Consider the following 23,210-nt stretch of genomic DNA (forward strand, 5'->3'; position numbering starts at 1 on the left):
CGTCGCTCCCTATGTAGGGAGCGTGGATTGAAACAACGAGGATCTCGGCAAATGGGTGCTCGATGTCGTGTCGCTCCCTATGTAGGGAGCGTGGATTGAAACTATTGAGATTAAAACGGTAAAAGCGTAAAATTAGTCGCTCCCTATGTAGGGAGCGTGGATTGAAACCTTGCACAGCGGTGCATCTGGGATATGCTCCACGTCGCTCCCTATGTAGGGAGCGTGGATTGAAATGGCACGTCTACACCATCCATGTAACGTCGCTCTCCGTATAGAGAGCATGGAAGGCGTAATGGAGGCGAAGGGGGAACGGCGGCTGTTCATGACGAAACGGCGTATTTTCATGACGCGGCAGGATTTTGACTTTGGCAGGGCGAATGCTATAATTATGAATGGAATCGTTTACGGATGTGCTGCGCGGAGGTCTACCGTGGCTCTGGCGCGGGCACGTGACGGGAGAAGAGAAGGCGGCTCCGGCTGGATGCAGGAGCTTGGAGCCGAGGAGGAATGGACATGACGCTGCAATTCACGGAACGCGAGGTGAAGGCAGAGATGGCGCGGCTCTCGAAGGAGTACGATATCGTGCGGCTCGTCGACCCGGAGGAATGCCATGCGTTTTCGGTCGGGGCGGACCATTCGTGCAAGTACGGCGAGGGCTGTTATTCGGTCTGGCGCAGCACGAACCGCTGCCGCAACTGCACGAGCCTGCGCGCACTCAAGACGGGCATGGAGCTGCACAAGACGGAGATCAAGGACGGCGATCTCTACTTCATCACGTCGCGCCCCATCGAGCTTCTGCTCGCGGACGGCACGACGTTTTCCTGTGTCATGGAGCTGATTCGCATAGAGAGGGGCCGGGGCATGAAGAAGGACGGGCATCACGCGATGCTGCAAAAGGGATTTGACCGGAAGGTGTTTGAGGAGACGCTGCGCATGGCCATGCAGAACCTGCCGACGGGTGTCGTCTGGTTTGATATGAGCGGGCACTGCATCTATGCGAACAGCGAGGCGTTCCGCCTCTTCGATGTCCCGGACAGCCTGGCAAAGCTCGAGGTCATCCTCAAGGACTGGTTCCAGGAGGATGCGCTCTCGAGCCCGGAGGCTACGGTCTGGCTGCAGCAGTACGGGGAGAAGGAGAGCCCGCGGTCGCTGCAGATCTGCCGCTACCCGCTCAACGACGGCACGGGCATGGATGTCGGCATGTACTTCCTCATCAGCGACTGCACGCAGGACCAGAAGAACCTCGACCTGGAGCACTTCGGCACGATGCACGACGCCCTGACGGGCATCTACAACAAGTACGGCTTCTACCGGCAGGCGCGCCACGTCATGGACGACAACCCGCATGTGGAATACCTCATGGTCTGCCTGAACTTCGGGGACTTCAAGCTATTGAACGGGCTCTACGGCATGACGAAGGGCAATGAGCTCCTGGTGCGCGTCGGCGGCATGCTGCGCCGGCGCTACGGCCAGAACCGGCGGACGGCCTACGGGCGCATCCGCGCGGACCGCTTCGCCATGCTGATCCCGGCGGAGGACTTCGTGCCGGAGGAATACCTCAAGACGGTCGAGACGGTCATGCACGAGCTTACCTCGATCCACTTCGACCTGCAGATCGCAATCGGCATCTGCCGCGTCACGGACCGGCGCATGCCGATCTCGGTGCTCTGCGACCGCGCGTTTTTGGCGGCGAGCGTCTTGAAGACGCAGGAGAGCAACGGCTTTGTCTGGTACTCGGATCACATGATGTCCGACAAGATACGCGACCGCGCGGTGCTGAGCCGCTTCTCGGATGCGCTGGGCCGCGGGGAGATCCAGCTCTACCTGCAGGCGCAGGTGGGGGCGGGGGACCGGCACGTGATCGGCGCGGAGGCGCTCTCGCGCTGGGTCTGCGAGGACGGCCGCGTGATCCCGCCCGCGGTATTCATCCCAATCATCGAGGAGCACGGCAAGATCTGGCAGCTCGACTACCACATCTGGGAGATGGCCTGCCGCCTACTGAAGTCATGGAAGGATGACCCGGTCTTCGGCAGCTACAGGATCTCGGTCAACATCTCGGTCAAGGACATCTACTACCTCGACCTCTACGAGGTCTTCACGCATCTCGTCGAGGAGTACAAGATCGACCCGGAGCATCTCGAGCTCGAGATCACGGAGACGGTCTTCATGGACAAGCCGAAGGAGGCCATCGCTCTCATCCAGCGGCTCAAGGAGTACGGCTTCACGATCGCCATCGATGATTTCGGCAGCGGCTACTCGAGCCTGAGCTTCCTCAAGGACATCCAGGCGGACATCCTGAAGATCGACATGGAGTTCTTGCGCAAGACGGAGCATCAGGAGCGCAGCCGCATCATCCTGCGCTCAATCGTGGCGCTCGCGCGCGAACTCGGCATGCCGACGGTCGTCGAGGGGGTCGAGACGAGCCAGCAGGTCCGCGATCTCACGCAGATCGGCTGCGATATCTTCCAGGGGTTCTACTACTCGCGGCCCGTCCCGGTCGCAGACTTTGAGGAGCGCTTCCCGGACGGCCTGGCCCGCCCGTGGAGCGAGCCGGTGCAGGCAGAGAAGTAAGAGGCTGGAGCCTGCCGCATCCTGGCGGGCTTCAGTCTTTTTTCACGGAAGGCGTGTATATATATAGAAAGCATTTGATTTTTGAGGAGTGGTGACGATGCGGGTTTTGCTGGCAGAGGACGACAAGCGCCTGGGCAAGCTCATCCAGTACATGCTGGAGCAGAATGACATACAGGTCGAATGGGTGACGAACGGCAGTGATATCTACGAGTATGCGATGTACACGGACTACGACATCCTGATCCTCGACTGGATGATGCCGGGGGAGACGGGCGTGGAGGCGTGCAGCCGCCTGCGCAAGGACGGCTATGAGAAGGCCATCCTGATGCTGACGGCGCGCGACTCGGTCGAGGACCGCGTGACGGGGCTCGACGCGGGCGCGGACGACTACCTCGTCAAGCCGTTCGAGTTCGCGGAGCTCATGGCGCGCCTGCGCGCGCTCGGCCGCCGCAGCACGCAGAAGATCCAGCAGGATATCGTCGAGGTCGGCGAGTTCACGCTGAACCGCACGGCGAAGGTCCTCAAGAAGAAGGACAAGGTCATCCAGCTCTCGCCGCGCGAGTTCCAGATCTTCGACTTGCTCGCGCAGAACATCGGCATCGTCGTGCCGCGCGACATCATCCTCGACCGCATCTGGGGCCTCGAGTCGGACGTCAGCTCGAACAACATCGACTCCTACATGAAGATCCTGCGCAAGAAGCTTGACCTCGGCGACGGCGGCACGGTCATCAAGACGGTCCGCGGCGTCGGCTACAAGCTGGAGGCCAAGAGCTGATGGCGCAGAACATCTTTGGCAGCAGCCGCCGCAAGCTCACGCTGCTCTACTCGATCGTCATGATCATCTTCCTCGTCGTGCTGATCTTCGCGATGCACAAGACGATGGAGTGGTCGATCACGTCGGAGCAGGCGCGCGAGCTCATGGACACGGCGAGCAATGTGGCGGAGGCGCAGGAGTACTTCAACCAGCACCCGGAGATCGTGCTCGACGATACGATCGCCTACAAGAGCACGAATGACCGCCTGTTCTTCTATGTCTTCGACAACGAGGGGCGCCTCTTGAACTTCGCGCGCGCCTCGTTCCGCATCGAGCCCTTCATCCTCGACACGATCGCGCAGGAGAAGGTGGAGCCGGGCGGCGTGACGGTCTTCTCGAAGCCCGGCTCGGAGAACACGCGCAAGGCCCGCATCATGCTGACGGCCCAGCAGGTCCGCGACGATGAGGGCAATGCGACGCAGACGGTCTACGTCGGCAAGGATGTCACGGCGATGTACAACGGCATGGAGAAGGCGACGTACGCGCTGGCCTTCCTCGGCGCCATCGCGCTGGTCATCGCGACGATCGTCGGCCACATCCTCTCGGGCAAGGCGATGATCCCGCTGCGGCAGGCCTACGAGAAGCAGCGCCAGTTCGCGGCGGACGCCTCGCATGAGCTCCGGACGCCCTTGGCCGTCGTCATGGCCTCGGCGGAGCTCCTGCAGAACGACCCGTCGATCCAGTCGCCTTTCCTGCGGCAGGTCATCGACGATGTGCGCGACGAGGTCAAGAAGATGACGAAGCTCGTCAGCGACCTGCTCGTCGTCGCGCGCAGCGACAACAAGGCGCTGAAGCTCAAGCCGCAGAAGTTCAATCTCTCGGCGCTCATCGAGCAGACGGCGCGCCTCATGCAGCCGCTCGCCGAGCAGAAGAAGATCGACCTGCAGGCGGAGAACCTGCCGAAGGTCGAGATCCAGGCCGACGAGCAGAAGATCCGCCAGCTCGTGCTGATCCTCGTCGACAACGCCGTCAAATACACGCCGGACGGCGGCCGCGTCTCCGTGCGCTACGAGAGCACGGAGAAGGGCAGGGTGCGCTTTGCCGTCAGCGACACGGGCATCGGCATCGCGAAGGAGGACCAGGCAAAGGTCTTCGACCGCTTCTACCGCGTCGACAAGGCGCGCTCGCGCGAGATGGGCGGCAACGGTCTCGGCCTCGCCATCGCGCAGGAGATCGTCCACCTGCACAAGGGCCGCATCTGGATCCAGAGCGAGCTCGGCAAGGGCACGACCTTCTTTGTCGAGCTGCGCACGAAGTTTAAATGAGTCTGAGCCTGCCGGATTATCGCGTCCGGCGGGCTTTTTTGCTGGCATTCTGCAAGAGAACAGGAGAAAAAATCATGGAGATGGAGAAAGCGAGACGGGAAGAGCGCATGGAGCGCCACGGCCTGCTGATCGTGCACACGGGGGATGGCAAGGGCAAGACGACGGCGGCCATGGGGCTCGCCGTGCGCGCCTGGGGCGACGGCCTGCGCGTGCTCATCCTGCAGTTCATCAAGGGCGGCTGGCAGACGGGCGAGCGCCATGCCATCGAGGTCCTCGCGCGTGCCGAGGGCCGCATCGAGCTCCGGCCGCTCGGCCTCGGTTTCACGAGAAAGGGCGAGAAGCCGAAAGAGGAGCACCGGCGGGCGGCGGAGGCGGCCCTGAAGATGGCCGCGGACGAGCTGCAGAGCGGCCGCTGGGATATGGTCATCCTCGACGAGGTCAATTACGCCGTCAGATTCGGCCTGATCACGGAGGAGGAGCTCGGCGCGTTGCTCGAACGACGCCCGCCAGAAGTGCACCTCGTCTGCACGGGCCGCGCGGCCTGCCCGCTGCTCCTGGAGCGGGCCGACCTCATCACGGAGATGCGCAGCCTGCGCCATCCGTTCGCCGCGGGGATAAAAGCGCAAAAAGGCATTGAATTTTGATTCGTAATGTTGTAAACTAGGTATCACATGAATCTTTGCATCGGATTGTCTGCTGTGTGTAGACAGATTGCAGGCAGGCGATACAGAATAGATAGGAGAGTTGCTTTATGAGAAGTGATATTGTCAAAAAAGGCGCCACGCGCTGTGCGCACCGTTCCTTATTCCATGCCATGGGCTATGGTCCGGAGGACCTCCAGAAGCCGCTGATCGGCATCTGCAATTCCTTCAACGAGATCATCCCGGGCCACATCCACCTGCGCGAGATCGCGCAGGCGGCCAAGCTCGGCGTCGCGGCAGCCGGCGGCACGCCGATCGAGTTCCCGGCCATCGGCGTCTGCGACGGCATCGCCATGGGCCACACGGGCATGAAGTACTCGCTCGCGAGCCGCGAGCTCATCGCGGACTCGATCGAGGCCGTCGCGATGGCCTCGGGCTTCGACGGCCTCGTCCTGATCCCGAACTGCGATAAGGTCGTCCCGGGCATGCTGATGGCAGCAGCCCGCCTCAACATCCCGGCCGTCGTCGTCTCGGGCGGCCCGATGCTGCCGGGCCGCTTCCACGGCCACGATGTCAGCGTCAGCCAGGCCTTCGAGGCAGCCGGCAAGTTCGCTGCCGGCCAGATGGACGCCGCTGAGATGGCAGACCTCGAGTCGAAGTGCTGCCCGGGCTGCGGCTCCTGCGCCGGCCTCTTCACGGCCAACACGATGAACTCCCTGACGGAGGTCCTCGGCATGGGCCTGCCGGGCAACGGCACGATCCCGGCTGCCTACACGGGCGCACGCCGCCTGCTCGCCAAGCGCGCCGGCGCTGCCGTCCTGGACCTCATCAAGAAGGACATCAAGCCGCGCGACATCATGACGCGCGAGGCCTTCGAGAACGCCATCACGGTCGACATGGGCATCGGCGGCTCCTCGAACACCGTCCTTCACCTGACGGCCATCGCGCACGAGGCCGGCATCGAGCTGCCGGCGCCGCTCTTCGACGAGATCTCGCGCCGCACGCCGTACATCACGAAGCTCAGCCCGGCCGGCAAGCACCACATGACGGACCTCAACGAGGCCGGCGGCATCCCGGCTGTCATGCATGAGCTCGCGAAGAAGAACCTCATCCACCTCGACGCCCTGACGATCACGGGCACGGTCGGCGACCGCATCAAGAACGCCGAAGTCCTCGACCGCACGGTCATCCACAGCGTCGACGACCCGTACCGCAAGGAGGGCGGCATCGCCATCCTCAAGGGCAACCTCGCACCGGACTACGCCGTCGTCAAGGCATCGGCCGTCGCACCGGACATGCTGACGTACACGGGCAAGGCGAAGTGCTACAACTCCGAGACGGAGGCCTGCGACGCCATCATGGCCGGCGCGATCCACGACGGCGATGTCGTCGTCATCCGCTACGAGGGCCCGAAGGGCGGCCCGGGCATGCAGGAGATGCTCAACCCGACGGCTGTCATCACGGGCCGCGGCCTCAAGGTCGGCCTGATCACCGACGGCCGCTTCAGCGGCGCCAGCCAGGGTGCCTGCGTCGGCCACATCTCGCCGGAGGCCATGGAAGGCGGCCCGATCGCCCTCATCGAGGACGGCGACGAGATCACGATCGACATCCCGAACCGCAGCCTCTCGCTCGCCGTCAGCGACGAAGAGCTCGCCAAGCGCAAGGCGAACTGGAAGAAGCCGGAGCCGAAGATCAAGACGGGCTATCTCTCCCGCTACGCAAAGCTCACGACGTCCGCCAGCACGGGCGCTGTGCTCAAGTAATCCCATAAGCGACTCTACAGGAGAAGCAGCCGAGGCTGCTTCTCTTTTTGTCGTGGGGGAGATACCTTGTATTTTCGTTCGGGATTCGCTATAATGAATGAGTTATAAGAAATCAATGAGACTCCGCTTCCTGCGGGTTTTCTTCCAATTCCGAGGTGTTAGAACCATTGCATATCGTATTGATTGAACCAGAGATCCCGGGCAACACGGGAAACATCGCGCGGCTCTGCGCCGGCACGGGCATCGAGCTCCATCTCGTGCGGCCGCTCGGCTTCTCGACGGATGACAAGCACCTGAAGCGCGCCGGCCTCGACTACTGGCCGCTCGTCAAGGTCCACTACCACGACAGCTTCGAGGAAGTCCAGGAGCGCTACGCCGGCCACAACTTCTACTTTTTGTCGACGAAGGCACCGCGCTCCTATACGGAAGTCTCGTACACGATGGACGACATGCTCGTCTTCGGCAAGGAATCGGCCGGCATCCCCGAGCCCATCCTCAAGGCGAACTGGGATCACTGCGTGCGCATCCCGATGATCGCTGAGGCACGCTCGCTGAACCTCTCCAACTCCGTCGCCGTCGTGGCCTACGAGGCCATGCGGCAGATGGACTTCCAGAACCTCGCAGAAGCCGGCCCCGGCCTCCGCATGGACCACCGCTGACGCGCCGCGCGTCAAGACGACGAGAAGACCATAGTGAAGACCATAGTACAGATGGGAATGATGACTGATGATTGACAAAAGCTTTGTCCAGAAATGCCAGGCCTTCATCGAGCCGAACCGCTTCCGCCTCGATGAGCCGATGAAACTCCACACGACCTTCAAGATCGGCGGCCCTGCCGACTGCCTGATCTTCCCCGCCTCCATGGAGGAGACCGAGAAGGTCCTCGCCCTCGTCAACGAGTACAAGCTGCCGCTGACCATCCTCGGCAACGGCTCCAACGTCCTCGTGCAGGACAAGGGCATCCGCGGCGTCGTCGTGAAATTCGCGCGCCCGATGGCCAAGATCCGCCATGAGGGCACGCGCATCATCGCCGGCGCCGGCGCCCTCCTCAAAGACGTCTCCGAAGCCGCCGCGCAGAGCAGCCTGACCGGCCTCGAATTCGCCTGCGGCATCCCCGGCAGCATCGGCGGCGCCATCTTCATGAACGCCGGCGCCTACGACGGCGAGATGAAGAACGTCGCCGACACCGTGCGCACCGTCGACCGCGAGGGGAGGATCCACACCTACAGCCGCGACGAACTCGACCTCGGCTACCGCCACAGCCGCTTCCAGGATAACGGCGAGGCCATCGTCGAAGTCGAGCTCAGCCTCGAGCCCGGCGACAGCAAAGCCATCCGCGCCAAGATGGACGACTTCACCCAGCGCCGCGAGAGCAAACAGCCCCTCGAGATGCCCAGCGCCGGCAGCACCTTCAAGCGCCCCAAAGGCTACTTCGCCGGCACCCTGATCCAGGAGACCGGCCTCAAAGGCCTCCAGGTCGGCGGCGCCCAGGTTTCCACCAAGCACGCCGGCTTCGTCGTCAACGCCACCGGCAACGCCACCGCCGCCGACGTCCGCGGCCTCATCCACGAAGTCCAGCAGCGCGTCTACCAGAAACACGGCGTCATGCTCCACCCCGAAGTCCGCATCATCGGCGATGCATGATCCCTGAAAATCGAATCGAGCAAGGAAATAAACAATACAAAAAGACTGCCACAACAAAGTGACAGTCTTTTTTCGTCATAGAAGAAAAATCGTGCAAACTAGAGGGGCGCAGCGAAGCGATCGCCCCTAAGAACTACCCTCGAACTCGTCTCTGTACTTTAGTCCGGACTAAGTCCCTGCTCAGAGCACCGAGCAGGGCGCAGCGAAGCGTCCGCCCGCAGCAGGGCCTGGCTAAGTCCCAAAACGCGAGCAACACCGGGCCGGGGCGCAGCTGTTTCGCCTGCAGGAGCGCAGTGACCGCCCGCAGGGCTGAGCCCCAATCCGCCGCGCCTAGACCTCGCGATGTCAGAACGCCGCGGCAGGCGGCGAACCCCCTAGACACATACTCTGCCACATGGGGCTCATTCAACGGAGCGACGAAGCCGAAACAGCTGCGCCCCGGCCACGCCACGATGTAAACCCAAACTCCTCATCCCAGTATCGTATCCAGCGCCATCATCAGCGTGAACCCGACCGAAAACGCGACCACCCCGATATTCGAGTGATGGCCCGCACTCATCTCCGGGATGAGCTCCTCCACGACGACGTAGAGCATCGCGCCCGCCGCGAACGCCAGCAGGTACGGCAGCACCGGCACGACGACGCTCGCCGCGACGATCGTCAGCGCCCCGCCAATCGGCTCCACGACGCCCGACAGCGTGCCGAGCACGAACGCCTTCACGCGTCCCTCGCCGTTGGCCGCGAGCGGCAGCGAGATGATCGCGCCCTCCGGGAAGTTCTGGATCGCGATGCCGAGCGACAGCGCGAGCGCCGCGCCGAGCGAGAGGTCCGCGCCGCCCGTGAGCCAGCCCGCCAGCACGACGCCGACCGCCATGCCCTCCGGGATGTTGTGCAGCGTCACCGCGAGCACGAGCTTGAGGTTCTTCGAGAGCGCGCTCTTCGGGCCCTCGGCCTCCTCGCTGTTCAGGTGGAGGTGCGGGATGATGTGGTCGAGCAGCAGCAAGAAGAGCGTGCCCGCCCAGAAGCCCGCGACGGCCGGCAGCGAGGCGTAGGCGCCGAGCGCGCTGCTCTCTTCCATCGAGGGGATCAGGAGACTCCAGACCGAAGCCGCGACCATGATGCCCGCCGCAAAGCCCGTGAACGCCTTCTGGATGCGGTGGTCGAGTTCCCCGCGCAGCAAAAAGACACAGGCCGCGCCGAGCGTCGTGCCGAGGAACGGGATGGCAAGTCCCTGCAGGATCTCAATCGGCATGAGAATCCCTCCTTTTCTTTCGTTTCTTTCTATTATACAGGAAAGATGCCCAAAAGGAAATGGTGGCCCGCGGCTGTCCGACATTGAGAAAGAAAACGGATCTGTGCTATAATAGTGTATACGTATGGTTTGGAGCGGAGTGTGTTGGTATGGCAAACAGCAGAGAGAAGAAGACGCGCAATGTCTTCACCGAGAAGGCGGCACTCGAACAGGAGATTGCCGCTTTGCAGGCGAAGCTAGAGGAGCAGGCGGCAAAGCTCGCCGACTGCCGCCGGGAGATCGAGGACGCGATCGTCGCGCGCATCAGGCAGCGGGACGAGCTCGACGCCCTGCGCGAGGAGAATCGGCAGCTGCGGAAGAGGCTCGCAATGTATGAGCCTCCCGCACAGGATGAACCGCCTGCCGATGCGGCAGGCGTCCCGGTAGAAGATTCTCCAGCCGAACCGGCCCGGACGCGGGAGGAGCAGGAGTTCTTCGATTCCTTCCGCATCTACGTCGTCGGCGGCACGGAGAAGTGGCAGAAGAAGGCCGCAGAAGTCTTCCCGACGATGCACTTCCTCGGCAGTGAGAAGAACTTCGATCGCTCCGCGCTCGCGCAGGCCGACTACATCATCATCAACACGAATGCCGTCTCGCACGCCTGCACCGAGAAGGCCAAGAATGCCGCGCCGAAGTCGGCATCCATCATCATGACCTCCAACAACAACCTCCATCTCCTGCAGCGAAAGCTGCTCGAGACGATACAGTGACAGAGAATAAATCCGACAGAACGAAAGGAAGCATTTATTTTTATGGAAGTAAACGACAGAATCCACGGCTTTTGCCTGAAACATAAAGAGTACATCCACGAAGTCGACTCGATGGCCTACACGTTCGAGCACGAGAAGAGCGGCGCGCGCCTCTTCTTCCTCGCCAACGACGATGACAATAAGGTCTTTTCCATCTCGTTCCGCACGCCGCCTGTCGACGACACGGGCGTCGCGCACATCGTCGAGCACTCGACGCTCTGCGGCTCGCGCAAGTACCCGCTCAAGGAGCCGTTCGTCGAGCTCGTCAAGGGCTCCTTGAACACCTTCCTCAATGCGATGACGTACCCCGACAAGACGATGTACCCGGTGGCCAGCCGCAACGACAAGGACTTCCAGAACCTCATGGACGTCTACCTCGACGCTGTCTTCTACCCGGACATGCGCGAGAACCCGCAGGTGCTCATGCAGGAGGGCTGGCACTATGAGATCGAGAAGAAGGAGGACCCGCTCGCGTACAGCGGTGTCGTCTACAACGAGATGAAGGGCGCGCTGTCCTCGCCGGATGACCTGCTCGAGAGCCGCATCATGCACGCGCTCTACCCGGAGACGACGTACGGCCACGAGTCGGGCGGCGACCCGGAGGCCATCCCGGACCTCACGCAGGAGAAGTTCATCGCCTTCCACGCGAAGTACTACCACCCGTCGAACAGCTACATCTACCTCTACGGCGCGATGGACATCGAGGAGAAGCTGCGCTACCTCGACGAGGAATACCTCTCGCACTTCGACCGCATCCCCGTGCCGTCGAAGATCGACCTGCAGCCGGCGTTCTCGCACCTCAAGCGCGAGACGGTGCCGTATCCCGTCAGCGAAGAGGAGGGGACCGATGAGAAGACGTTCCTCGCGCTGAGCTGGACGACGGGCCAGTCGCTCGACCACAAGGCGATGATGGGCCTCGAGATCCTCGAGCACGCGCTCCTGCGCACGCCGGCCGCACCGCTGCGCAAGGCGCTCATCGACGCGAAGCTCGGCCGCGACGTCGACTCCATCTTCGAGACGGACATGCTGCAGCCGTTCTTCAGCATCATCGTCAACAACGCAGAGCCGGAGCGCCTCGACAAGTTTTACCACCTGACGATGACGAAGCTCCAGCAGCTCGCCGAGAACGGCATCGACCGCGAGCTGCTCGAGGCGTCCATCAACCTTATGGAGTTCCGCCTGCGCGAAGCCGACTTCGGCTCGGCGCCGAAGGGGCTCATCTACGGCATCCGCATCATGAAGAGCTGGCTCTACGGCGGCGCTCCCGAGACGTACCTGCGCTATGAGGACCTGCTGCAAGAGATGAAGGACGGGCTCTCGGGGCGCTACTTCGAGTCGCTCGTCGAGACGTACTTCCTCGCGAACCCGCACCGCAGCCTGCTCGCGATGGTGCCGGACACGCAGATGGCCGCGCGCCGCGAGAAGGAGCAGCAGGAGAAGCTCGCCGCGAAGAAGGCGGCGATGAGCGACGCGGAGATCGAGGCGACGATCGCGGCGACGCAGGCGCTCAAGGAGCGCCAGCAGAGCCCGGAGACGGAGGAGGCCCTGCACACGATCCCGGTGCTGAAGCTCTCAGACATCCGCAAGGAGTCGTACCCGCTGCCGCTCGAGGTCCGCAATCTTGGCGGCACGAAGGTGCTCTTCAGCGATGTCCACACGAACGGCATCGCCTACCTCAATCTCTACTTCGACGCGAGCGCCGTGACGCAGGAGGAGCTGCCGTACCTCTATCTCTTGAGTGAGCTCCTCGGCATGGTCGATACGGAGAAGCACACGTACGCGGAGCTCGCGAACCTGCGCAACCTGCACACGGGCGGCATCGCGTCGGATGTCGTCGTCTACACGCGAAACGGCGAGCCAGACTCGCTGCTGCCGAAGCTGCGCGTCCGCGCGAAGGCGCTCGTCAAGAGATTGCCGGAGCTCATGGCGCTCCTGCAGGAGATCCTGACCGAGAGCCGCTTTACGGATGAGAAGCGCATCCGCGAGCTCGTCGAGCAGGAGGAGACGTCCATCGAGCTCAATCTGCAGCGCGCCGCCAACCAGATCATCGTCTCGCGCCTCGCGGCCTACCTCTCGCGCGCGGGCCGCTACGCCGACGAGGGCGGCCTGCCGTTCTATCCGTTCCTCAAGGCGTTTGAGGCGGACTTTGCGGGAAGTCTCGCCAAGATGCAGCAGGTGTTCAAGACGCTGCTGCCGAAGCTCTTCAACCGCAACGGCCTCATCGTCAGCGTCACGCTCAGGGAAGAGGAGTACCCGGCCTTTGCCGAGGCCTTCGGCGCCCTGCAGCAGAGCTTCTCGCAGGACGTGTTCCCGGCGGCTTCGTTTGACTGGAAGGTCGAGCCGGAGAACGAGGGCCTGACGTCCTCGAGCCGCGTGCAGTACGTCGGCAAGGGCGCGAACTTCCTGCGCCTCGGCTACCGCTACACGGGCAGCATGGCCGTTTTAGAGACGCTTTTGCGCTACGACTACTTCTGGACGAAGATCCGCGTGCAGGGCGGTGCCTACGGCGCCTTCACGGGCTTCAACCGCAACGGCTTCATGTACTTCGGCTCCTACCGCGACCCGAACCTCCGCGAGACGCTCGCCGTCTTTGACGGCACGGCGGACTATGCGGCGCACTTTGAGGCGTCGGAGCGCGAGATGGACAAGTTCATCATCGGCACGATGAGCGGCGTCGACACGCCGCTGACGCCGATGATGAAGGGCGATGCGGCCGCGACGTGCTACCTGCGCGGCATCACGGAGGCGGACCGCCAGCAGCGCCGCGCGGAGATCCTCGCGACGCGCCAGGAGGACATCCGCGCACTCGCCCCGCTCATCGCGGACTGCATGAAGGAGAACGTCCTCTGCGTCTTCGGCAACGACGAGAAGATCGCCGCGGCGAAGGACGCCTTCGGCTCCATCAAGCCGGCGCTCTGAGATGCAACATTTGTCCTCTGGAGAAGGCGTTGACTTTCCTCTGTGGACATGGGATAATGAAGGAGATATCATAATATGAGTCGATGTCCTGCTGCCGCGGGCGGCATAGCAGGACAGGAGTATGGGAGGCTTTCTGGATGAAGAAGACAATTTTCAAAGGTGCAGGTGTCGCCATCATCACGCCGTTCACGGAGGATGGTATCAACTTCGAAGAACTCAGCCGCATCATCGAGGACCAGATCAAGGGCGGTACGGATGCCATCGTCATCACGGGCACGAGCGGTGAGTCGGCCACGATGACGGACGAGGAGCACAGAGCGGCCATCAAGTGCGCTGTCGACACGGTCAAGGGCCGCATCCCGGTCATCGCCGGCACGGGCTCGAACGAGACGTCCTACGCCATCGAACTCTCGAAGTACGCGGAAAGCGTCGGTGCGGATGCCGTGCTCGTCGTCACGCCGTACTACAACAAGTGCACGCAGAAGGGCCTGATCGCGCATTACAAGGCCATCGCGGAGAGCATCAACATCCCGATTATCCTCTACGATGTGCCGTCGCGCACGGGTGTCGGCATCCAGATCCCGACGTACGTCGAGCTCGCCAAGATCCCGAACATCGTTGCGGTCAAGGAGGCCAACGGCGACCTCTCGAAGATCCTGCGCCTGCGCGCTGCCTGCGGCGACAGCCTCGATGTCTACTCGGGCAACGACGACCAGATCGTCCCGATCCTCTCGCTCGGCGGCAAGGGCGTCATCTCCGTCCTCTCGAACGTCGCGCCGAAGGAGACGCACGACATGTGCCAGCTCTACTTCGACGGCAAGGCTGAGGAAGCCGGCAAGATGCAGATTGCCTATGCGGACCTCATCGACGCGCTCTTCTGCGAGGTCAACCCGATCCCTGTAAAGGTCGCGATGCGCAAGCTCGGCTATGCAGCCGGCCCGCTGCGCATGCCGCTCTCCGAGATGGAGCCGGAGCACAAGAAGCAGCTCGAGACGGCCCTGCGCAACCACGGCCTGATTAAGTGAGCTGGCAATAGCCGCTGATTTTTGAGCAAAAGCCTTCAAGAACCCGAGACGATGCAGTCGAGGTCTTGAAGGCTTTCTGTATTTCTGTATGTATCTGCATGGAGCAGAGAAAGAGAGAGTATATGCACGGTGTATTTGACATAGTCGGGCCGGTCATGATCGGCCCGTCGAGCTCGCACACGGCGGGTGCGGTGCGGCTCGGCCTCATGGCCCGCAAGGTCCTCGGCGAGCCGGCCGTACGCGCGGACATCAACCTGCACGGGTCGTTCGCGCAGACGTACCGCGGCCACGGCACGGACAAGGCGCTGATCGCGGGCATCTTGGGCTTTGCGCCCGACGACGAGCGCATCCGCGAGGCGCTGGCCATTGCCGAGGAGCAGGGGCTCGTCTTCTCGTTCCAGAAGGTCAATCTAGAGCAGGCGCATCCGAATACGGCGGTCATCCACCTGACGGGGGCTTCGGGGCGCACGGTGCGCGTGCGCGGCGCGTCTGTGGGCGGCGGCAACATCCGCATCACGAACATCGACGGCTACGAGGTCGAGCTCACGGGCATCTACCCGGCTCTCATCACGATCCACCACGACAAGCCCGGCATCATCACGAAGGTCACGCAGATCCTCGCGCGCTACGAGTACAACATCGCTTTCATGCGCGTCTCGCGCCAGAGCCGCGGCGAGATGGCCATGATGATCCTCGAGCTCGACGAGCCGCTCTCCGGCGATGTCGTCGCGGAGTGCTGCGCGGTCTACGAGGTCGAGACGGCCTTTGCCATTCCGGCCATCTAGCGAAAGGAGTACGAGATGATACAGGTGAATTTCAATACGGTCGCGGAGCTCGTGGCGCTCGCCGAAGCGCAGCATGTGCCGGTCCACGAGATCGTGCTCGCGCGCGAGATGCACGACAGGGAGCGCTCGCGCGGCGAGGTCCTGCAGGCGATGCTGAAGAACTGGCAGGTCATGCAGGAGTCGATTGTGCGCGGCATCCAGAATACGGAGCGGTCGCTCTCGGGCATGACGGGCGGCGACGCGAAAAAGCTCTACGCGTACCGCACGAGCGGGTACATGGGGGAGGCGGCCATCGAGGCGGCGGCCTGTGCGGTGGGCATCAGTGAGGTCAACGCGGTCATGGGGCGCATTGTCGCGTGCCCGACGGCCGGTTCGTGCGGCATCGTGCCGGCGGCGCTCTACGCGGCCAAGAAGCAGCGCCATCTTGCGGATGCGGATGTGGTGCTCGCGCTGCTGACGGCGGCGGGCATCGGCATGGTCGTCGACCAGAACGCCTCGATCGCGGGCGCAGCGGGCGGCTGCCAGGCGGAATGCGGCACGGCGGCCGGCATGGCGGCGGCAGCGCTCGTCGAGCTCGCGGGCGGCACGCCGGCGATGATCGGCAATGGCACGGCGCTCGCCATCAAGAATCTCATGGGGCTCGTCTGCGATCCCGTCGCCGGCCTCGTCGAGGTGCCGTGCGTCAAGCGCAACGGCTTCGCGACGGTCGTCGCCATGACGGCCGCTGATATGACGATGGCGGGCATCCGGTCGGTCATCCCTGTCGATGAGGTCATCGCCGCGATGAACGAGGTCGGCCATCTCCTGCCGAAGTCGCTGCGCGAGACGAGCGAAGCAGGCCTCGCCGTCACGCCGACGGCCAAGGCCATCGAGAAGCGCGTCTATCCCGACTGAGGGGGGGAGAGACTTAGCCCGGCCGCAGGAGAGGGCTGCCCAACGCTCCGCATGGCCGGCTGCTAAACGCATGTTTTTGCCCTGGAATACATCCCTGCCGGGGAGCGAAACGCGCTTCGCTTGAACGACGCTTCCCAGCAGGGAATCTGGTCGGCAAAAAAATGCGTTCTTGACGCAGGCGGCCAAAGCTCCGCTTATGGTCAGCCCGCTCCTGCTAGCGGTGAATCTTGCCGTCGGGCCGGAGAGACTTAGCCTGGCAAGGCGGAGAGGACTGCCCAACGCTCCGCATGACCGGCTGCTAAACGCATGTTTTGCCCTGGAATACATCCTTGCCGGGGAGCGAAACGCGCTTCGCTTGGACGACGCTTCCCAGCAGGGAATCTGGTCGGCAAAAAAATGCGTTCTTGACGCAGGCGGCCAAAGCTCCGCTTATGGTCAGCCCTCTCCTGCTGACGGTGGATCTTGCCGTTGGGCAGTCCTCTCCGCCCGCTGCGGACTTCGCCTGCTGCAGACTAGTCTGATGGCGGGTCTGTGCTTTTTTCCTTGCGTATCTTTGCCAGGCAGTGTAAAATGAGAATAACAATGCGAGATGATTCGCAAAATATAGTGCAAGGAGAGATTATTATATGAAGAAAATCATCCAGATGCTGCTCATCGCCTGCATGGTCGTGCTCGGCACGCAGGTTGCTTTTGCAAATGCCGACAAGGTCACGGTCCAGGAGGGGGCTGATCTCACGGCCATCCACCGTCTGGCCATCGGCTCGCCGCTCTACATGCAGGTCGACCCGAAATCCCCGAACAAGGACATGCTCACGCAGATCGTCTATGAGTCGAGCCGCGTGGCGCGCTGCTATGTCATCTCGTATGACACGGTCGCACAGAACATCAAGGCGGACCAGAACATCGACATCAAGGCGCTCGACCGCCGCACGGCAGCCAAGGACTTCAAGCAGTATGTCGCTAATTACGCGGATGCCTACGTCATCCTGACGGTCGCCAATGACAGCCGCACGACGTTCTTCTTCGACGTCTACAAGGCCGGCACGAACGAGCTCCTCTACACGTACCAAATCCAGGCCAACCGCAGCGAGGGCGATACGGTTGCCACCTACACGAACATGGCAGAGCAGTTCTACAAGCACTTCGAGCGCTCCGCTGTCGAGCAGCAGAAGGAAAACAGCAAAAAGAAATGATGCATAAAAAAGACAAGGCACAATGCCTTGTCTTTTTTGATTGGCCGACGGGTTGTCGGGGGGATGGGCTCAGTGTGCGAGGTAGAGCGGCTTGATCTTGGCGTCTTCGGCCATCGTCTTGTCGATGTAGCCGCAGCTGACCATCGCGTCGAGCACGATGAACTGGCGCTTCTTGGCCATCATGAAGTCGACGTAGGGGGAGTAGAGCGAGGGGGCGTTCGGCAGGCCGGCGAGCATGGCCGATTCGGGCAGGGCGAGATCGCGCGGCCGCTTGCCGAAGTAGCCCTCGGAGGCGGCGCCGATGCCGTAGTAGTTCGAGCCGTAGTAGATGGTGTTGAGGTACATCTCGAGGATCTCGTCCTTCGAGTAGTTCCACTCCATGTCGAGCGCCAGCACGAACTCCTCGGCCTTGCGGCCGAAGGACTGCTCGTGCGAGAGGAAGAGATTCTTGACGAGCTGCTGCGTGATGGTGCTCGCACCCTCCTCGATCTCGCCGGACTGCAGGTTGACGAGGGTGGCGCGCGCGATGCCCTCGAAGTCGAAGCCGTGGTGGCTGTAGAAGCGCCGGTCCTCGACGGCGACGATGGCCTGCTGCAGGGAGTCGGGCGTGTCCTGCAGCTTGACGTAGTGCGGGTCGCGCACATTGACGCGGCTCTCGACGGCGCGCCGCAGGAAGATGACGCGGCTCAGCCGGTCGGAAAAGCCCGGATGGTGCACCTCGTCCGTCATCTCGTTGGCGGGCACGCTCTGCGTCGGTCGCGGCAGGAAGCCGCCTGCGCTCTGCCACGTCTTTGCGGAGAAGACGGCCAGCCCGCCCGATACGAAGAAGGCGGCGAGGAACAGGATCAAGAGGAAAAAAAGAAAGCGGATTAGCCGTTTTGGTGACCGCCGTCGTCTTGTTGCCATGAAATAAACACTCCTTTGTCCTCATTATAACACGCACGGTTTATTTCGTCAGCAACCGCATCGCCAAATGCGATGAGAGGGTCCACAAAAAAATCTGTAAAATTGTAAAGAAAAGGCTTGCAATATTATACAGCATAGATGTATAATTATAAACATCAATTCAAGGGGCCGAGCCCCGGAGGAGGAACTAGTATGAAAGTCAGTGTCCTGGGAGCAACGGGATACGCGGGAGCGGAGCTCCTGCGCATCCTCTACAATCATCCGCAGGCAGAAGTCGTGCACATCACATCCGAGAGCCACACGGGCGAGAAGATCGCGGATCTCTACCCGCACCTGCGAGGCTGCTACGACATGGTGCTCGAGAGCATGAAGGACATCGAGGCCATCGGCAAGGACAGCGATTTCGTCTTCATCGGCCTGCCGCACGGCCATGCGATGAAGGTCGGCCGCGCGCTCCGGGACCTGCCGGTGCGCATCATCGATCTCGGCGCTGACTACCGCTTCCGCGATACGAGTGTCTACGAGGCGTGGTACCACGTGCCGCACACGGATCCTGAAGCCGAGCGCGTCTACGGCCTCGCCGAGCTCTACCGCGACGAGATTCGCGATGCCAAGATCATCGGCAACGCCGGCTGCTTCACGACGGCCAGCATCCTCGCGCTCGCGCCGCTCGCGCGCGCGCATCTCATCGATGTCAATACGATCATCGTCGACGCGAAGTCAGGCGTCTCGGGCGCGGGCCGCTCGCCGAAGCAGGCCAACCACTTCCCGGAGCTCTACGACAATTTCCGCGCCTACAATGTCGCGCATCACCGCCACACGCCGGAGATTGAGCAGGCCGTCACGGATCTCTCGGGCGAGGCGACGGTTATCAACTTCACGCCGCACCTCGTGCCGATGTCGCGCGGCATCCTCGCGACGTGCTACGCGACGCTCAAGGAGGGCGTGACGCCGGAGCTCGTCGACGCCGCCTTCGAGAAGGCCTACAGCAAGGAGTTCTTCATCCGGCTGCTCGGCCGCGGCGGCTACCCCTCGACGAAGGAAGTCCGCGGCTCGAACTTCTGCGACATCGCCTGGCACATCGACGAGCGCACGCACCGCGTGATCGTGCTCTCCGCCATCGACAACCTCGTCAAGGGCGCGGCGGGGCAGGCCGTCCAGAACTTCAACATCGCCTGCGGCTTCGACGAGAAGACGGGCCTTGACTTCGTGCCGATGTACCCCTGAGTATCGCGAGGCGCATACGAAATCGAAACCATTTACATTTAGGAGGAATCCCATATGATCAACGCATTCCACAATGAGGCGGGCGTCACGTTCCCGCAGGGCTTCAAGGCCGCCGGTGTCAAGGCCGGCATCAAGAAGAGCGGCAACCTCGATGTCGCCGTCATCTACACGGAGAAGGAGGCGGCTGTCGCCGGCACCTTCACGCAGAACGCCGTAGCGGCTGCGCCGGTCTTTGCCTCGAAGGCCGTCGTCGCCACGGGCACGGCGCACGCCATCGTCGCCAATGCCGGCTGTGCCAATGCCTGCACGGGCGAGCAGGGCGAAAAAGACGCCAAGGCGACGCAGGAGATCGCTGCCGAGGCGCTCGGCTGCACGCCACAAGATGTCGTCGTCGCTTCGACGGGCGTCATCGGTGTGCCGCTGCCGATGGACAAGCTGGAAGCGGGCGTCAAGGACGCCGTCAGCAAGCTCTCGGCGGACGGCAGCAGCGCGGCAAGCCAGGCCATCATGACGACGGATACGCATCCGAAGACGGCGGCGCTCGAGATTGAGCTCGGCGGCAAGACGGTGCGCTTCGGCGTCATCGCCAAGGGCTCGGGCATGATCCAGCCGAACATGGCCACGATGCTCTGCTTCATCACGACGGATGCCGCCATCGACAGCAAGCTCCTGCAGAAGGCGCTCTCCAAGGTCGTCGCGACGTCCTTCAACATGATCTCGATCGACGGCGACATGAGCACGAACGACATGGCCATCGTCATGGCCAACGGCGCGGCCGGCAATGCGCCGATCGCGGAGGGAAGCGAGGACTACGCCAAGTTCGTCGAGGCGCTCGACAAGCTCTGCAAGGAACTCGCCAAGGAGATCGCCGATGACGGCGAGGGCGCGACGAAGTTCCTGACGGTCCACGTCACGGGCACGAAGACGTTCGCCGACGCCAAGACGATCGCCATGAGCGTCGCCAAGAGCCCGCTCGTCAAGACGGCCTTCTTCGGCGCTGACCCGAACTGGGGCCGCGTGATCTGCGCCGTCGGCTATGCCGGCGTGCCGATGAACCCCGAAGACGTCGTCGTCAAGTTCGGCGATATCCCCGTCTACGCACACGGTGTCGGCGCCGAATACGACGCTGAGGCGCTCGCCAAGGTCATGGAGCAGCACGACATCACCATCTCCATCGACATGGGCCAGGGCGAGGAAGAGGCGACCGTCTGGACCTGCGACTTCTCCTACGAGTACGTCAAGATCAACGGCGAGTATCACACCTGATAGACTGGCGCAAGAGATAGGGGAAGGATAGTATGACATTCACAGCCAAGGATAAGGCAGCCATCCTCGTCGAGGCGCTGCCCTACATCCAGGAATTTTACGGAAAGACCATCGTCATCAAGTACGGCGGCAATGCGATGATCAATGAGGACCTCAAAGAGAAGGTCATGCAGGATGTCGCGCTGATGAAGTACGTCGGCATCCGCCCGGTCATCGTGCACGGCGGCGGCCCGGAGATCACGGGCTTCCTCAAGAAGGTCGGCAAGAAGTCGTCGTTCGTCGCCGGCCTGCGCGTGACGGACGCGGAGACGGTCGAGATCGCGGAGATGGTCCTCGACGGCAAGGTCAACTCCGAGATCGTCAACCTGCTCAATCACCGCGGCGTGCGCGCCGTTGGCCTCTCGGGCAAGGATGCGAATCTCATCTGCGCCCAGAAGAAGCTCGCGACAGTCTACGAGGGCGATGAAAAGAAGAAGGTCGACATCGGCTACGTCGGCGCCGTCCAGAAGGTCAACGTGGCCCTCATCGAGGACCTCCTCGACCAGGACTACGTGCCCATCATCGCGCCGATCGGCGTCGGCGCGAACGGCGAGAGCTACAACATCAACGCCGACTACGTCGCGGCGGAGATCGCCGGGGCGCTGCACGCGGAGAAGCTGCTCTTACTGACGGACGTCGAGGGCATCTACAAGGACTTTTCCGACAAGTCCTCGTTCCTCTCGACGCTTCACATGCAGGAGGCGCGCGACTACATCAAGTCGGGCGTCATCCAGGGCGGCATGATCCCGAAGGTGGAGGCCTGCCTGACCTCCCTCGAGAAGGGCACGGGCAAGACGCACATCATCGACGGCCGCCTCGACCACTCCATCATCCTCGAGATCTTCACCTCGCAGGGTATCGGCACGCAGGTCGTGCGCTGACAATCACGATAAAAGAGAAGGATGCGATTTCATGCAGGAAACGGATAAAGAGATATTTGAGAAGGACGCGAAGGACTACCTGCCGGTCTTCAACCGCTACAAGATCGTGCTCGATCACGGCGAGGGCGCGTACCTCTGGGACAATAACGGCAAGAAGTACCTCGACTTTTTAGGCGGCATCGCCGTGAACGTGCTCGGCCACGATTACGGGCCGCTCGTCACGGCCATCTCCGAGCAGGCGAAGAAGCTCATCCACTGCTCGAACCTCTACTACACGCAGCCGCAGGCCGACGCCGCGGCGAAGCTCGTCGCGCTCTCGGGACTCGACAAGGCGTTCTTCGGCAACTCGGGCGCCGAGGCCAACGAGGGCGCCATCAAGATCGCGCGCAAGTACGCGCACCAGATAGACCCCGAGAAATCCCAGATCATCACGGCCTGGGACAGCTTCCACGGCCGCACAATCGCGACGCTGACGGCGACGGGCCAGCCGAAGTACCACGAGGGCTTCGGCCCGCTGCCCGACGGCTTTGACTACGTCCACTACAACGACATCGAGGAGCTCGAGTCGATGATGAGCGAGAAGACGGCTGCCGTCATGCTCGAGACGATCCAGGGCGAGGGCGGCGTCTACACGCCGGAGGGCGACTACCTCAAGAAGGTCCGCGCGCTCTGCGACAAGTACCACGCGCTCCTGATCTTCGACGAGATCCAGGCCGGCATCGGCCGCAGCGGCAAGTTCTTCGCCTACGAGAAGTACGGCGTCAAGCCGGACATCGTCACGCTGGCAAAAGGTCTCGCGGGCGGCGTGCCCATCGGCGCCTTCATCGTGACGGATGCGGTGGCCAAGGCCTTCCACGCCGGCGACCACGGCACGACGTTCGGCGGCAATCCGCTCGCCTGCGCGGCGGCCAACGTCGTTTTGGACACGGTGCCGAAGCCGGAGTTCCTCGCGCACGTCGAGGCGGTCGGCAGCTACTTCAAGCAGCAGCTCGAGCACCTCAAGGCCAAGCACCCCGCACTCATCACGGATGTCCGCGGCACGGGCCTGATCCTCGGCGCCGAGCTCGCCTCCGCTGAGCACGGCCGCGACATCGTCAACGACTGCCTCGCCGAGGGTGCAATCATAAACTGCACGGCCGGCAAGGTGCTGCGCTTCATCCCGCCGCTCATCATCACGAAGGAGCAGGTCGACACGGTCATCCTGACGCTCGACGATGTGCTCGCAAAATACGATAAATAAGTACGACAAATAAAAAAATTCAGCCGTTCGGGGTGATATGTATAGAAATACAAAAAAAATGCATATCTACACTTTTCAAGCGGCTGGATTTGATGTA

At 62.5% G+C, this 23,210-nt stretch carries 19 protein-coding genes; 17 read left to right on the forward strand and 2 right to left on the reverse strand.

Annotated features, from left to right (window positions below):
- Positions 1–513 precede the first annotated feature (513 nt).
- The 7 genes from T518_RS05395 to murB all read left to right on the forward strand — a co-directional run bounded on the left by T518_RS05395 (position 514) and on the right by murB (position 8,698).
- The gene (locus tag T518_RS05395; RefSeq protein WP_036376416.1) at positions 514–2,571 is read left to right on the forward strand and encodes an EAL domain-containing protein; all 2,058 of its coding nucleotides are present in this window, start codon (positions 514–516) and stop codon (positions 2,569–2,571) included.
- Positions 2,572–2,668: 97 nt separating this feature from the next.
- Complete coding sequence (locus T518_RS05400; RefSeq protein WP_036376419.1) at positions 2,669–3,346, forward strand: response regulator transcription factor; 678 nt, start codon at positions 2,669–2,671, stop codon at positions 3,344–3,346.
- Positions 3,346–4,650: a sensor histidine kinase gene (locus T518_RS05405; protein ID WP_036376422.1), complete on the forward strand. Its 1,305-nt coding sequence runs from the start codon at positions 3,346–3,348 to the stop codon at positions 4,648–4,650. The genes T518_RS05400 and T518_RS05405 overlap by 1 nt, the downstream gene beginning before the upstream one ends.
- Positions 4,647–5,294, forward strand: a complete 648-nt coding sequence (gene cobO / locus T518_RS05410; protein WP_282723681.1) for a cob(I)yrinic acid a,c-diamide adenosyltransferase — start codon at positions 4,647–4,649, stop codon at positions 5,292–5,294. The genes T518_RS05405 and cobO overlap by 4 nt, the downstream gene beginning before the upstream one ends.
- A gap of 107 nt (positions 5,295–5,401) precedes the next feature.
- On the forward strand, positions 5,402–7,054 hold the full coding sequence (ilvD, locus tag T518_RS05415) for a dihydroxy-acid dehydratase (protein WP_036376425.1): 1,653 nt from the start codon (positions 5,402–5,404) through the stop codon (positions 7,052–7,054).
- 167 nt (positions 7,055–7,221) lie between these two features.
- Positions 7,222–7,713, forward strand: a complete 492-nt coding sequence (gene trmL / locus T518_RS05420) for a tRNA (uridine(34)/cytosine(34)/5-carboxymethylaminomethyluridine(34)-2'-O)-methyltransferase TrmL (RefSeq protein ID WP_036376428.1) — start codon at positions 7,222–7,224, stop codon at positions 7,711–7,713.
- 67 nt (positions 7,714–7,780) lie between these two features.
- Positions 7,781–8,698, forward strand: coding sequence for a UDP-N-acetylmuramate dehydrogenase (murB, locus tag T518_RS05425; RefSeq protein WP_036376431.1), 918 nt, complete (start codon positions 7,781–7,783; stop codon positions 8,696–8,698).
- A gap of 469 nt (positions 8,699–9,167) precedes the next feature.
- Here murB and T518_RS05430 read toward each other — a convergent pair whose 3' ends face one another.
- Complete coding sequence (locus T518_RS05430; protein WP_036376435.1) at positions 9,168–9,950, reverse strand: ZIP family metal transporter; 783 nt, start codon at positions 9,948–9,950, stop codon at positions 9,168–9,170.
- A 149-nt stretch (positions 9,951–10,099) separates the two neighbouring features.
- On the opposite strand from T518_RS05430, the gene T518_RS05435 reads away from it, so the two are divergent.
- The 6 genes from T518_RS05435 (at position 10,100) to T518_RS05460 (ending at position 17,554) form a co-directional block, all read left to right on the forward strand.
- The gene (locus T518_RS05435; RefSeq protein ID WP_036376438.1) at positions 10,100–10,699 is read left to right on the forward strand and encodes a hypothetical protein; all 600 of its coding nucleotides are present in this window, start codon (positions 10,100–10,102) and stop codon (positions 10,697–10,699) included.
- Positions 10,700–10,741: 42 nt separating this feature from the next.
- Positions 10,742–13,657 (forward strand): insulinase family protein, encoded by a 2,916-nt coding sequence (locus T518_RS05440; RefSeq protein WP_036376441.1) that lies wholly within the window; start codon positions 10,742–10,744, stop codon positions 13,655–13,657.
- 137 nt (positions 13,658–13,794) lie between these two features.
- Positions 13,795–14,682: a 4-hydroxy-tetrahydrodipicolinate synthase gene (gene dapA / locus T518_RS05445; RefSeq protein ID WP_036376444.1), complete on the forward strand. Its 888-nt coding sequence runs from the start codon at positions 13,795–13,797 to the stop codon at positions 14,680–14,682.
- A gap of 122 nt (positions 14,683–14,804) precedes the next feature.
- Complete coding sequence (sdaAB, locus tag T518_RS05450) at positions 14,805–15,467, forward strand: L-serine ammonia-lyase, iron-sulfur-dependent subunit beta (RefSeq protein WP_036376447.1); 663 nt, start codon at positions 14,805–14,807, stop codon at positions 15,465–15,467.
- 15 nt (positions 15,468–15,482) lie between these two features.
- Positions 15,483–16,361, forward strand: coding sequence for an L-serine ammonia-lyase, iron-sulfur-dependent, subunit alpha (sdaAA, locus tag T518_RS05455; RefSeq protein ID WP_081828429.1), 879 nt, complete (start codon positions 15,483–15,485; stop codon positions 16,359–16,361).
- Between the two features lie 626 nt (positions 16,362–16,987).
- Positions 16,988–17,554 (forward strand): hypothetical protein, encoded by a 567-nt coding sequence (locus T518_RS05460; RefSeq protein WP_036376450.1) that lies wholly within the window; start codon positions 16,988–16,990, stop codon positions 17,552–17,554.
- Positions 17,555–17,623: 69 nt separating this feature from the next.
- Here the strand turns inward: T518_RS05460 and T518_RS05465 are convergent, their stop codons facing one another.
- Positions 17,624–18,460, reverse strand: a complete 837-nt coding sequence (locus tag T518_RS05465; protein WP_036376452.1) for a transglycosylase domain-containing protein — start codon at positions 18,458–18,460, stop codon at positions 17,624–17,626.
- Between the two features lie 192 nt (positions 18,461–18,652).
- On the opposite strand from T518_RS05465, the gene argC reads away from it, so the two are divergent.
- Genes argC through T518_RS05485 form a run of 4 tightly spaced genes read left to right on the forward strand, consistent with a single transcriptional unit; the run spans position 18,653 to position 23,113 of the window.
- Positions 18,653–19,687, forward strand: a complete 1,035-nt coding sequence (gene argC, locus T518_RS05470; protein ID WP_036376455.1) for an N-acetyl-gamma-glutamyl-phosphate reductase — start codon at positions 18,653–18,655, stop codon at positions 19,685–19,687.
- A gap of 54 nt (positions 19,688–19,741) precedes the next feature.
- Positions 19,742–20,953 carry a bifunctional glutamate N-acetyltransferase/amino-acid acetyltransferase ArgJ gene (gene argJ / locus T518_RS05475; RefSeq protein ID WP_036376457.1) on the forward strand — a complete coding sequence of 404 codons (1,212 nt, stop codon included), beginning with the start codon at positions 19,742–19,744 and terminating at the stop codon, positions 20,951–20,953.
- A 32-nt stretch (positions 20,954–20,985) separates the two neighbouring features.
- Positions 20,986–21,873, forward strand: a complete 888-nt coding sequence (argB, locus tag T518_RS05480; protein WP_036376460.1) for an acetylglutamate kinase — start codon at positions 20,986–20,988, stop codon at positions 21,871–21,873.
- 31 nt (positions 21,874–21,904) lie between these two features.
- Positions 21,905–23,113, forward strand: a complete 1,209-nt coding sequence (locus T518_RS05485) for an acetylornithine transaminase (RefSeq protein ID WP_036376464.1) — start codon at positions 21,905–21,907, stop codon at positions 23,111–23,113.
- Positions 23,114–23,210: the final 97 nt, after the last annotated feature.

Origin of the sequence: Mitsuokella jalaludinii DSM 13811 (genome assembly GCF_000702905.1) — a bacterium.
GTDB classification, from domain to species: Bacteria; Bacillota; Negativicutes; order Selenomonadales; family Selenomonadaceae; genus Mitsuokella; species Mitsuokella jalaludinii.

What these genes read in the sequence shown, in the direction of transcription:
- T518_RS05465 (WP_036376452.1), bottom strand. Translation starts at nt 18,460, where the DNA reads ATGGCAACAAGACGACGGCGGTCACCAAAACGGCTAATCCGCTTTCTT.
- T518_RS05430 (WP_036376435.1), bottom strand. Translation starts at nt 9,950, where the DNA reads ATGCCGATTGAGATCCTGCAGGGACTTGCCATCCCGTTCCTCGGCACG.
- sdaAB (WP_036376447.1), top strand. Translation starts at nt 14,805, where the DNA reads ATGCACGGTGTATTTGACATAGTCGGGCCGGTCATGATCGGCCCGTCG.
- T518_RS05395 (WP_036376416.1), top strand. Translation starts at nt 514, where the DNA reads ATGACGCTGCAATTCACGGAACGCGAGGTGAAGGCAGAGATGGCGCGG.
- T518_RS05460 (WP_036376450.1), top strand. Translation starts at nt 16,988, where the DNA reads ATGAAGAAAATCATCCAGATGCTGCTCATCGCCTGCATGGTCGTGCTC.
- argJ (WP_036376457.1), top strand. Translation starts at nt 19,742, where the DNA reads ATGATCAACGCATTCCACAATGAGGCGGGCGTCACGTTCCCGCAGGGC.
- T518_RS05405 (WP_036376422.1), top strand. Translation starts at nt 3,346, where the DNA reads ATGGCGCAGAACATCTTTGGCAGCAGCCGCCGCAAGCTCACGCTGCTC.
- T518_RS05400 (WP_036376419.1), top strand. Translation starts at nt 2,669, where the DNA reads ATGCGGGTTTTGCTGGCAGAGGACGACAAGCGCCTGGGCAAGCTCATC.
- ilvD (WP_036376425.1), top strand. Translation starts at nt 5,402, where the DNA reads ATGAGAAGTGATATTGTCAAAAAAGGCGCCACGCGCTGTGCGCACCGT.
- murB (WP_036376431.1), top strand. Translation starts at nt 7,781, where the DNA reads ATGATTGACAAAAGCTTTGTCCAGAAATGCCAGGCCTTCATCGAGCCG.
- dapA (WP_036376444.1), top strand. Translation starts at nt 13,795, where the DNA reads ATGAAGAAGACAATTTTCAAAGGTGCAGGTGTCGCCATCATCACGCCG.
- cobO (WP_282723681.1), top strand. Translation starts at nt 4,647, where the DNA reads ATGAGTCTGAGCCTGCCGGATTATCGCGTCCGGCGGGCTTTTTTGCTG.
- T518_RS05435 (WP_036376438.1), top strand. Translation starts at nt 10,100, where the DNA reads ATGGCAAACAGCAGAGAGAAGAAGACGCGCAATGTCTTCACCGAGAAG.
- sdaAA (WP_081828429.1), top strand. Translation starts at nt 15,483, where the DNA reads ATGATACAGGTGAATTTCAATACGGTCGCGGAGCTCGTGGCGCTCGCC.
- argB (WP_036376460.1), top strand. Translation starts at nt 20,986, where the DNA reads ATGACATTCACAGCCAAGGATAAGGCAGCCATCCTCGTCGAGGCGCTG.
- T518_RS05440 (WP_036376441.1), top strand. Translation starts at nt 10,742, where the DNA reads ATGGAAGTAAACGACAGAATCCACGGCTTTTGCCTGAAACATAAAGAG.
- T518_RS05485 (WP_036376464.1), top strand. Translation starts at nt 21,905, where the DNA reads ATGCAGGAAACGGATAAAGAGATATTTGAGAAGGACGCGAAGGACTAC.
- argC (WP_036376455.1), top strand. Translation starts at nt 18,653, where the DNA reads ATGAAAGTCAGTGTCCTGGGAGCAACGGGATACGCGGGAGCGGAGCTC.